General features: G+C 34.0%; 7 protein-coding genes. All 7 read left to right on the top strand.

The annotated features are described in order from the left end of the window. A partial coding sequence (locus GC096_RS11990) for a condensation domain-containing protein (RefSeq protein ID WP_246302715.1) occupies positions 1–1,383 on the top strand: 1,383 nt, incomplete at its 5' end. Positions 1,384–1,468: 85 nt separating this feature from the next. After that, positions 1,469–4,909: a condensation domain-containing protein gene (locus GC096_RS11985; protein WP_171630456.1), complete on the top strand. Its 3,441-nt coding sequence runs from the start codon at positions 1,469–1,471 to the stop codon at positions 4,907–4,909. 23 nt (positions 4,910–4,932) lie between these two features. Further along, positions 4,933–9,453, top strand: a complete 4,521-nt coding sequence (locus GC096_RS11980) for a non-ribosomal peptide synthetase (RefSeq protein WP_171630455.1) — start codon at positions 4,933–4,935, stop codon at positions 9,451–9,453. A 29-nt stretch (positions 9,454–9,482) separates the two neighbouring features. After that, the gene (locus GC096_RS11975) at positions 9,483–9,755 is read left to right on the top strand and encodes an acyl carrier protein (RefSeq protein ID WP_171630454.1); all 273 of its coding nucleotides are present in this window, start codon (positions 9,483–9,485) and stop codon (positions 9,753–9,755) included. Between the two features lie 34 nt (positions 9,756–9,789). Further along, the gene (locus GC096_RS11970) at positions 9,790–10,296 is read left to right on the top strand and encodes a GyrI-like domain-containing protein (protein WP_171630453.1); all 507 of its coding nucleotides are present in this window, start codon (positions 9,790–9,792) and stop codon (positions 10,294–10,296) included. Positions 10,297–10,349: 53 nt separating this feature from the next. Then, complete coding sequence (locus tag GC096_RS11965; protein WP_171630452.1) at positions 10,350–11,066, top strand: DinB family protein; 717 nt, start codon at positions 10,350–10,352, stop codon at positions 11,064–11,066. Positions 11,067–11,502: 436 nt separating this feature from the next. After that, complete coding sequence (loaP, locus tag GC096_RS11960) at positions 11,503–12,069, top strand: antiterminator LoaP (protein ID WP_171630451.1); 567 nt, start codon at positions 11,503–11,505, stop codon at positions 12,067–12,069. The last annotated feature ends 189 nt before the right edge of the window (positions 12,070–12,258 follow it).

Genomic DNA, 12,258 nt, shown 5'->3' with positions numbered 1-12,258 from the left:
ACGGAACTACTCCAATATCCAACGATTGATGAGCTGGCGAACTATCTGGATACAAAACCAGAGGAGGAAGTCAAAGAATTGATGATCTCCCCTGCAGCTGAGGCAGAATATTATCCATTATCTTCAGCTCAGATGAGGCTCTTCATTCATAATCAAATGGTGGGCGGAACTGCGTACAACTTGCCAAGGGTTTTAATCATAGAGGGACAGGTTGATTTGGAACATATGAAAGAATGTCTAGTAACGCTAGTCAACCGCCATGAAACCTTACGTACCTCTTTCCATGTAATGCGGGGAGAATATGTGCAACGAGTATATAATAAGGTTGATTTCCAAGTGGAATATATCGAAACAAAAGATTCTGTATTTACGGAAGAGCATTTAAATAATTTTGTTCGTCCATTTGATCTAATGAATGCTCCACTTTTCAGGGCTAAAATTATTCACTTTTCAGATACTAAGTTTGCATTGTTGCTGGACATGCACCACATCATATCTGACCGAGCTTCAATGATTATATTAATGAAAGAATTTACTCAACTATATGAATGTAAACAAATACCGAACTTATCCATACATTACAAGGATTATGCTGTTTGGCAAATGAAGTTTATGGGTACGGAAACAATGAAAAAGCAAGAAGAATACTGGATAAATACTTTTGCAGATGGGACACCTTCGACCGAATTCAAAACGGATTACAGCAAAGACCTTCTTGAAGACTTTGAGGAGAAACTAAAAATCCATGAAATTGATGAATATCTAAAAGAGAAGATTATCAAATTCAGCGGGTCGTCTGGTACAACACGTAATATGCTCTTTTTCGCAGTCTATAATCTACTAATATGGAAGTGGACAGGTAGCGAAGATATATGTATAGGAACAAGTACACTAGGTAGGAACTTCCAAGAGGTAGAAAATATTGTGGGCATGTTCGTCAATACATTGGCAATACGCAATTATCCTGCAGGTCATAAAACCTTCGCTGAATTTCTAACTGAAACTAAAGAGAATTTAATTAACGCTTATGCCAACCAAGATTATCCGTACGAATTACTCGTAGAAAAATTAAGGTCAAAACACAAAACTCATATTGATAGTCTATTTAAGACGATGTTTATTATGCAAAACATGAGATATCCCGAGCTTAAGATGGGTAAAGTCAAGGTGGAGCCTTATTATATCCCAACGAATACCCGATTTGATTTGCAATTTGATATTTTTGAGGCAGAAAATGAGCTAATTAATCTATGCTTCATGTATTCTCGCGGGTTGTATAAGGATGAAACAATCCAAAAACTAATGTCAGCTTATATGGATATTTTAACAGTAGGAATCGATAACCCTAATATTAAGTTATGTGATATAGTTATAAATCTATAGAAACTCTCATCTTCCCTTAGTCGTACGATGGCTGGGGAAGATTATGTTACAACCGAGAGTAACAAGTAAGGAGACATTTACAAAAATGATAAATAAGTCTACGGAAAATATTATAATATCCAGCGGGAAATATGAACACGAACGAATGTATTGGCTAAACGCCCTAGATGAGAAGATGAGGCTTTCAGCTTTTCCACAGGAAGATTATAACTCCTCCATATTATCTGTCGATTCCAGTTATCATTATAAGTTTCCTAAAAAACTCTCTAGTAAATTGTTGATGTTGTGCAACCAGTCAGAATCTGCAAGTTTCATGGTCTTTTTATCAGGTATTTTATTTTTACTCCATAAATTTATGAAGGAAGAGAAATTACTTGTTGGTGTTCCATCCATTCAAGTAGACTCAAGTGGAAGTTCAGTAAATTGGCTTCTCCCTGTATCATTCCTCATGGCATCGGAACATACTTTTAAATCGTTAGTATCCTCTGTCAAGGAATCCCTTACTCTAACTTACGATAATCAAAGATATCCAATAAGAAGTATATTTGAAGATAAAGGTTTGCCCTTATTTGAGGGTGTGCCGCTATTTAAGACTGTAATTATGTCTGAAAATATACATAATACACTATGGATGGATTCGTGTATGGCCGATATGGTTTTTTTCTTTTCACAAAACCGTTCTTCTCTTTCTCTTGTAGTTAAATACAAAGAAGGACCATATGAAGAGGCTTCAGTCAAACAAATTGTTCATTTGTTAACTGAATACTTAACAGAGACATTGAAGAATCCGAATGTTCGTTTGAGCGAGATGCGAATTTTCTCTGACGATGATCTTATAAAAATAAACAATAAATTAACACAAATGACTCAAATGGAAGCTGTAGCATCAGAGTACTTAGAAAGAACCAATAATTCAATAGAACATGTTGAGTACGTTGCTCCTAGAAATAAACAGGATGAATTAATAGTAAATGCATGGAGAGATGTTCTTGGGGTTAAAGATATTGGAATTAACCATAACTTCTTCAACCTTGGTGGAGATTCGATTAAGGCCATTCGTCTTGCCGCAATGTTATCAAAAGATGGAATGCTACTCAAAATTAAGGATCTATATGCGTTTTCGACGATAGCGGAGTTATCTGAGAAGATACAATTGGGCGGATATCAAGCAATTCATCAAGGGCCTGTCTACGGGGAAGTTATTTTGACACCAATCCAAAGATGGTTTTTTGAAAGAAAATTTTCAAATCCTTCTCACTATAATCAATCTGTGTTTATTTATCGTAAAGAAGGTTTTGATGTAAACATAGTTAATGATGTTCTTAGAGAGATTATTAAACATCATGATGCATTAAGAATAATTTATTCATTCGAGGACAGTGTGATCAAGCAATATAATCAAGGGGTGGAGGAGCATCAGTACTGTAACATAGACTACATTGATCTTTCAGGATTTAAAGATCCTGATATATCTGAGCTTGCGGCGAAAGAAGCCACCAAGGCTCATTCCTCTATCGATATTACAACTGGTTCTCTTGTAAAGGCTGTCCTGTTTCATACGACTGACGGTGACCACTTGTTAATGATCATCCATCACCTTGTAATTGATGGTATCTCCTGGAGAATCCTCTTGGAGGATTTCGCTAAGGGCTATTTATTAAGACAAAATGGTAGTACGGTAGAGTTTCCACAAAAAACAAACTCTTATCAAGAGTGGGCACTAGCCCTTATTGATTATTCAAACTCGGAGGTTGTCCGTAATGAGTGGGCATATTGGAATGAAATACAGTCGAGAGTCATTAACCCGTTGCCGAGTGGAGACAAGGTATATAAAGATATAGCGAATGAGCGAACAGATTTGGCAGTAATTTTTTCAGAAGAAGAAACAGTACGTATTAAGAAAGCGTCGAACTTGTTATTTATGAGCATTGATAGTATACTCTTGGCGGCAATTGGTTTAGCGATAAAAGATTGGTCTGGTAGAAATGTTTTGCGTGTTGATTTAGAAGGCCACGGTCGTCAGGATTATATCGATGACATAATTATTAATCGAACAGTCGGTTGGTTTACTTCGTTATACCCTGTAATTATTGAAACCAATACCCAAGGGTTATTCGAAATGGTTCGTCAAGTGAATGATATGCTTGAACATGTACCAAACAAAGGTTTTAATTACAGTTTACTAAAATACTTGAATGAAGATATCGTACGTCAGCAAAAATCAGAATCAATATCTGAATTATGTTTCAATTATCTTGGAGAATTCGACCAGGATATTAATACTGAACTTTTTAGCATTTCACATCTCCCCTCCGGAAAAGCCGTTGATGATAGTTGGCAAAATCCTTATGTTTTTGATATTAACAGTATCATTATTGAAAACAAACTTAGAATTAATTTTAATTACAACCGGATGAGATTCAACAATCAAGAGGTAGCCTCCATTATTGAAAAATGTAAGGATTATATATTGAAGATTGATGATTTTGACAATGGGCAAGAAGCAGCCCGACCTTTCATACCTAAGCAACAATTACTGAAGGGGTTCGTGCCTTTCAATGATATCTTTTATAAAGACTGCTTTTATAATGCATTTTTCTCCATTTCCAACTTTTTTGGAAAAAATACTGAGATGTTTTTAGCTAACGACACATTTGTTTATAGTAAGAGGGATGCTGTTGACCCGTTTGGTCTCGACGTAGAATTTATCCCTGCAGAAGGCGTACTTAAGTTAGCTGATAAATGTGGAATTAATACCAATACGATCGTTTCTAGTGAAAATATAATTAAGGATATAAAGAGGGCCTTAGCAAAAGGTAACCCCGTGATCGTCAGAATTGACTGTTATTTTGAAACAATTCGAAAGGATACCTATCAGAAAAAACACTGGCCTCATACATTGTTAGTATATGGCTATGATGACTATAACCAATCATTGCATATTTATGAACACAGTGATATTCACGCTTTGGATTACCAACCGCAGACAATAAGTTATCAAGAAATGGTTGAATGTTGCGATGGATTATTGGCTAATTTTAACGTGGGTAAAAATAATCCCTCGTTTATTGAATTTAGTAAAAAGGAATCAAATAATGATAGTTCAGATGCAGAGAAGCATCTGAGTTATTTTGCCTATCAGTCACTGAACAACTCAAGTACGCTAATAGAAAGAATTGATCAAATAAAGGGATTTACGGAAGAATTGAATCAAATAATTAATGAAGAATCTGAGTTTATGAATATTGTACAGCGTTTATCGTTTACATTCAGAAGTATACTCAGAGCGAAGTACGCAGAATTATATCGGAATCAAAAATTAATTTCTAACAAAAGAGTATTCGAAGATTTAAATGAAATAATCGAATTGTGGAAATTAATAGCCAATATTGTTGATAAAACTTTGTTTTCTCGCATTTATAGGAAATCTACAGCTGATACCTTACAAAAATCCTTGTACCGCATTTACGATTTAGAAAGACATTATAATGAAAATTTACTCATGTACCTTCGTACCAAATTATAAAAAAAGAGAGGTCGTTATCCTACATGCTGAAAGGATATACCGAATTGCTTCATTTAACACATCCTCAAAAGCGAATTTGGTATCTTGAGAACATTTATCCTGGAACTCCTATGTTTAATATAGGAGGTCCAGTTATTATTCACGGTACGGTTAATTTCAATATTCTTAAACGCGCAATTCATTTTTTTCTTTACCATAACGAGGGTTCTCGCTTGCGTATCGTCGTAAAAGATAATGAAGCTTATCAGTATATCAGTGAATTCAAAGAAATTAAGCCAAATTGGATTGATTTTAGTATTCTAGAACAACCCAATGAAGCTTATCAGCAGTGGGTAGAGAATGAAGCCCAAAAACCATTTTATATGTTCGATAATGATTTGTTTGAATTTACTTTTTTTAAACTATCAGACGAGAAACACGGGTATTTACCAAAGTTCCATCACATTATTGCAGATGGATGGACAATGCAATTATTAACGAAAACCATTAGCCATTGTTACGAGAGTCTCTTAGATGGTAAAGAACCTGCCTTTAATCAAGTTTATTCATATAAAGACTACATTCTTAAAGAGAGCTTGTACTTAGAATCGGAGAGATTTATTAAAGATAAAAAGTTTTGGAATGTTCTATTCAAGGACCTTTCTCATGTGAGTTTAGGAAAGAATTCAAACTCAATCAAAGGTCGAAGGAAGACATACCAATTAGATGCTACATTGTCTAACCGGATACGCGAATTTGCGAACGTACAGAAAGTATCACTTAATACATTCTTTGTCTTTAGTTATTTATTATTCAGATATAAAATGACTGGCATTACTGATATAGTGATTGGAACCCCTGTACTGAACAGATCTGGAAAAAGAGAAAAAAATACAATTGGCATGTTTTCAAACGCTATGCCATGTCGTTTTATTTTAAATGAAAACAGTACAGTTATTGATTCTTTGGCCAAAGTAAACGAGGACTTAGGAAAGTTTTACTTTCATCAGAAGTATCCTTATGAATTATTGGCGAAAGATCTTGAACTTAAGAAAAATGGTATAGAGAACTTATATAATTTTTGTGTCAATTATTACAATACCAGGTTAAGTACTCGGATAGGTGGGGCATTACTTGAAAATACAGAATTCTATAATGGTCACCAGATATATTCTATGCAATTAGTTGTAAAGGATTGGTCTGAAGAGGAGGAATTACTTCTTGATTATGATTATAAGATAGATGAATATACAGAACATGATATTGATTTCATGTATAAGTCTCTATTAATCTTAATAGATAAAATGATAAATGAAAGCACAGAACTTCTATCAAATCTTTCCCTTCTGACCACCGAAGAGGAAGATTTATTTATATTTCAATATAATGAAACTAGAAAGGAATATTCGAAAAGCAAAACAGTCATAGATTTATTTATGGAACAAGTCGCCAGGACACCAGATCGAATAGCCATTCGTCATGGAAGTCGCGCGATGTCTTATCAAGAGCTGCATAACAAATCAAACTTACTAGCAGATTACTTAGTACAAAAAGGTGTACTTCTAGAAGACATTGTTGGTATATATATGCATCATTCGATTGAGATGATTGTAGCCCTACTCGCTGTTCTAAAGTCAGGTGCGGCTTACATGCCAATTGATCCAACTTGTCCAGAAGATACATTGAGCTATATGATAAAAGAAGCAAAATGTAATATTTTATTGTCTAGTCTAAACGTAAAGATAGAGTCAAAACTTCGTTGTGAGATCATTGAAATGAATCAATTCGATTGGCAACAAGTAATGCCTAAAACAAGGCAAGCAATTTACAAATCAAATAATCTAGCCTATGTAATTTTCACTTCAGGTTCAACTGGGAAACCAAAAGGAGTATTGATAGAGCACAAATCCTTAGTCAACTATATTGAATGGGCATCAAATACGTATGTTACTGATGAGGATGAGATTTTCGCCTTTTATTCTTCACTTTCGTTTGACCTAACAGTGACTTCTATATTTACCCCTTTAATATGTGGTCTTCAGATCGAGGTGTATGGGCAAGAAGATCAGGACGATGAGTATGTCCTTTTGAGAATTATCAAAGATACCAGAGTTACAATTATTAAATTAACCCCTTCGCACTTGTCCTTGATCAGTAATATGAAATTCGATCATTGTTCAGTTAGGACTTTAATTGTTGGAGGGGAAAATCTCACAACTGAACTCGCACGGAGAACATATGAAAACTTTAATCAGAAGGTAGATATATATAATGAGTATGGTCCTACAGAAGCAACCGTTGGGTGTATGATACATAAATATTCTGCTGAAAATGACAAGGGCACTTCAGTACCCATCGGACAGCCTGCAGCAAATACCCAAGTATATGTACTCGATAAAAAACTAAGACCGGTTCCAATGGGTGTTATTGGGGAAATTTATATTTCAGGTGTGGGGGTAGCAAGGGGATACTTAAATCAGCCACATTTGACATATGAAAAGTTTATCGATCATCCGTTATTGGAAGGACAAAAGTTATATGTAACAAAAGACTTAGCTAAATTCATCGATCAAAATACGCTGGTTTATTTAGGTAGAGTAGACAATCAAGTCAAAATTAACGGACAACGTATTGAATTAGATGAACTTGAAACTCGCCTTAAGAAACATGAGTTAATAAAAGAAGCTCTAGTCGTTAGTGTTAAAAAAGAACATTCAGACAAAATTTATTTATGCGCTTATATAGTATGGAAAGATGGAAACAAAACTGCCGATTCTTATGATATCAGAAAATTGTTAACTCACAGTTTATCGGATAAATTAGTACCTTTACAAATCGTAAATTTGCCATGTATCCCTCTGACAAGGAACGGGAAAGTGGACTATGCCCATCTACCAATACCAGAAGTAGATATTCATAGAACAAAACGAATACAAAGAAATCTGACTAAAAACGAAGAAACTTTAATCCAAGTTCTACGGCAAATATTAAACAAAAACATCAGCATTGAGGATGACTATTTTCAAATGGGGGCCGATTCAATTCATGCTATTCTGATATCTTCAAAACTGAGGGACCTTGGGTACAGTTTAACTGTACAGGATATCATGAACCATTCCATAATCGCGGATATGGCGTTATGTATGAGCAAGAAATCTAGGGGATTCATAGACCAGGACCAACTTGATGGTGATATAAAGCATACACCGATTACTTTATGGTTTTTCGCTCAAAACCTTTATAATGTTAATCATTATAACCAATCCATCGTATTGAATTTGAAACAAGATATCACCGTTATTCAAATGGAACAAGTTCTCTCAGTGATGATTAAGCATCATGACACACTCCGGTTAAATTATTGCGCTAAGACTAACACCTTATATTACAATTCAGGGCATCTAACTAGGAAAATTAGAATAGAATCTTTTGATCTTTCAAATGTGCCCCCGGAACAACAAGAGGGAAGATATTCCCAATTAAGCTATGAACTAAAGAGTAGCTTTGATATTGAGAGTGGGCTTTTAATTAAAGCTTGTTATTTTATACTCAGTGATAATAATCGAAAGGTCCTGATTACTGCACATCATTTGGTTATAGATGCAGTATCATGGAGAATATTTATCCAAGATCTAGAATTACTCCTTCATCAATTATCAAACAAACTAGATCTAATATTACCTGAGAAAACCCACTCTTATAGAAAGTGGGCGAATAAATTAAATATTTATGCTCAAAATATACCCACTCGAAATGTTCTGTTTTGGAGGAATACGCAGTACACAGATGAGCCCAGATCATTAAGTTCAAGGAGTATAAAGTATAATGAGAGAAGCCATCAAATTGTGGCTCTTGATAAGGAAAAGACGAGCTTGTTATTGGGCACAGCGAATTTTTCATATAATACGCACACAGAAGAGCTTCTAATGATTGCACTGGCTTATACGTTAACAGAAGTATCAGATACTTCAAATGTATGGTTAGAGATCGAAAGCCATGGAAGAGATTATTTTCAAGATGAAATAAATCTGACAAATACAATAGGTTGGTTTACCGTTCTTTATCCTATTCGACTAACAGTTCCGAATCAAAAATTAGATAAGTTAATAATGAACCTTAAAGAGCAAATTAGAACAGTGCCATCCAATGGGCTTGACTATGGTGTGATGAAGTATTTATTAGAGGACGAGAGATTAAAAAATTGTAATGTAGTTAAAATACGATTTAACTATTTGGGTGATTTTAGTAAAGATTTGGAGAACGAGTTTTTTGCGACTGAGATTAGCATATCAGAAGATGACATCTCACAACAAAATGTCGGCATCTATGATACTCCTGTAATAAACTGCTATGTACATAAAAATCAGTTGTATTTGATGATAAGTAACAGAAGTGCTGACTTCGAGGGGGTTAAAATTGATACATTCCTTATGAACTATAAGCAGAATATAAATAGCATTGTTGAACACTGCAGTATTACACAAAAGAGACATTTTACTCCATCTGATTTCGATACAGTAGATTTGACGCAGGAAGATTTAGATAGACTCTTTAGCATTTCATAAAATGGTTGTTAAAAAAGGAGGAATTATCAATGAATGTAACCTTAGAAGATAGATTTATTAAGTTACTAAAGAAAGTACTCGGTATGGAGGATGATTCAAATCTTGGCATGAATGCAAATTTACAGTTGTTGGGTTTTAACTCCATCTCATTTATCAATCTGGTTGTTTTATCAGAAGAAGAATTTGGTATTGAGTTTGCCGATGAGGAGTTGGACATTAGTAGATTTGAAAACTTACATAGCGTATTAACATGTATAGAAGAAAAAATAGCAAAGACATCTTCAGCATCTCTTCTTAACTAATAATTTAATAATATTATATGTATTGGAGGCAAACATGCTAAATAAAGAACCTAAGTTTGTAATGCTAGATAAAAAGAATATTATAGGAGTAACAACATTAGCATCGTTAGAAGAAATGGGATCACCAGAACCTATAGTGTGGGGATTATTCTATAACATTAATAACAATGTAAGTATTAAACGTAAAGCAGCTTACCCTTTTACATATGAGTTAGAAATATGGTCTGAGAAAGATGCCCGAATGACATCGGAGCCTTCAAAAGAGAAGTTTATGTATATGGTAGGTGTTGAGGTGGATGATCTTAATGAAATTCCTCACGGGTGCATTGGTAAAACACTACCTGCAGGTGAACACGCAATCTTTACATACACTGGAAAACCAATTTATATCCTTAGAGCTTATATGTACATATTTAAGGAATGGTTTCCAAAATCAGGTATAACAATGGCCTATAATTACAATTATGCTTATTATAAAAAAGCTGATTCTCCACATGATTCGAACTCAGAAATAGAAATATTTCTTCCAATAAAAAGATAAAAATGTTAATTTTATTATTGAGCTAATCATACTTACAAATAGGGGTGTAGAATATGAATATGGAACAACGGAATGCATGGAATGTGAAGCATAGAGCATTAAATGCTAGTATTTTGAAACCTGCAGAACATGACAAAGTAGTGGAATTATTATTAGATCTTCATGGATCATTATATTCTTCTGAAATGGCGGGTGATTTAGGTGTACATAGTGAAGAGATCTTAATGGAAAATATGACTGAAGAATTATTACGTTGGTATCCTGTTCCTTGTTCTGATACTAGCAATTCGATTGCTTGGCATCTATGGCATATGGCGAGAGTAGAAGATATCACTATGAATATATTGGCTGTTGGTGGTAAAGAAGTACTTTACTCTGATAATTGGCTTGAGAAAATGAATATTAGATTCGCTACTCCTGGTAATGAAATGAATGAAGCGGATATGGAAGAATTTAATTCATATATCAATATCGAATCTTTATTAGCATACAGGATTGCTGTCGGAAGACAGACTCGAGAGATTGTCAACTCGCTTAAGCCTTCAGAAGTTAAAGAAAAGGTACAGGCTAGCCGGATACTGAGATTATTCGATGAGAAGATTCTTAATGAGGATACAAAATGGTTGGCAGATTATTGGAGCAAAAAGAAAGTTGCAGGTTTATTTCTTATGCCAACGACAAGGCATAACTTTTTACATATGAATAAAAGCATAAGAATTAAGGATAAACTAATAAAAATGAAGAAAAAAGGAGTAACTTCGATAAGATAGTTGGTGAGTGATCATCTTATATTCACTAAATTACTTTGGTAATTATGACTTAATTATAGTTTACAGAATAAACTTGGCATACCCACATAATAAATTTTAAACTATCAAATAAGCAGGCTACCAACGTTTGAGTTGGTGACCTGCTTATTTTGTGAACGGACCATGAGTACTGTATATGTCAACTTTAAAGAAAAAGCCATCTTCCTAGTTAGAAAAAAATTAGGATACTTGTTTTTATCTCTGCACCTTCCATTCCTCTTACATAATACTACCACAGTTTTCATATTAAAAATTATCTAATTTTAAATTAAATATCTGATTATTTAGATAATATTGAGTAGTTTCATTTAGTATGATAGATTGTTCAATAATTAATAATAGAATTAAATTTATGTAAAGTTGCACTACACATGGAAAAAAGGGGTAGAACTGAGGCATGAAGTGGTATGCGTTATATGTAGAAACGGGAAGAGAAGATTTGGTTCGTACAATGATTCATAGATTTTTAGATAAATCGCTCGTTCACGCAATCGTACCAAGACGAAAATTGAAAGAAAAAAAGCAGGGACGGACATACGAGGTCTTCAGAAAGTTGTTTCCTGGTTATGTCCTTGTAAATACGCAAATGGATGTGAATACCTATTATGGTCTAAAAAATATTCCAGGGTACTATAGACTCTTGAATAGATTTCGTAACAGGGACAATAACGAAGTTTTTGACGGAAACAATTTAGAAGAGGTTTTGGAAAATTACTTATTCTCCACAATAGACGACGAAGAAATGACTTTAATTTTACAACTTATTGATGATGAAGAGACGATTGACTACTCGACCATCTATGTTGAAAACTCAAATGTGACTGTATATAACGGACCCTTAAAAGGAAAAGAAAGTATTATAAAGAAAATTGATAAACGCAAGAGAAGGGCTCAAATTTCTCTTGAATTTATGGGGAATGAAATGAGTTTAGATGTCGGAATTGAAGTATTGGCAACAATTTAAAGTAATTGGTAAAAGTTAGTGCAAACACAGTACTATTCGCTACGTTTAAATTTAAGTCTTACAGAGATAAAGGATTTACAATATACCAATAATATTGGCACTTCCTATGAGATTTTCTACTGAAAAATTAAGCTGGAATAAGTAGCAACTGCTGAACGTTAGTTTAACTTTGAGGGAAAGTGATTAAAT

This window comes from Paenibacillus plantarum (assembly GCF_013141695.1).
In the GTDB taxonomy this organism is placed as follows: domain Bacteria; phylum Bacillota; class Bacilli; order Paenibacillales; family NBRC-103111; genus Paenibacillus_E; species Paenibacillus_E plantarum.
This window is presented reverse-complemented; position numbering and strand designations above follow the sequence as displayed.